General features: G+C 30.3%; 1 protein-coding gene. It reads left to right on the top strand.

Going from position 1 to position 267, the window contains the following annotated elements:
- The coding region (locus tag SM753_RS20695) for a BRCT domain-containing protein (protein ID WP_323192940.1) at positions 1–267 on the top strand (267 nt) is incomplete at both ends.

The raw sequence follows: 267 nt of genomic DNA on the forward strand, positions 1-267 counted from the left end.
GTAGAACTGTTAATGCAGTTTCAAAAAAAGTTAATTATATAGTTGTTGGTGAAGATCCAGGTCCAGCAAAACTTCAAAAAGCCAAAAATTATGGTATTCCAACTATTAGCGAAGATGAACTGTTAGATATGATTCTTCAAAAATCTGGATTAGATAAAAAATATACTGTACCTAAGGTTAGTAGTTTTGAAGATGGTGGAATTAATGATTCTTTTAGTTCAAACTTAAGTGAAGAAATTTCCCAAATGAAAGCTGAGGAACCAAATT

Source organism: Halostella sp. PRR32, from assembly GCF_034808085.1.
GTDB lineage: Archaea > Halobacteriota > Halobacteria > Halobacteriales > Natronoarchaeaceae > Halostella > Halostella pelagica.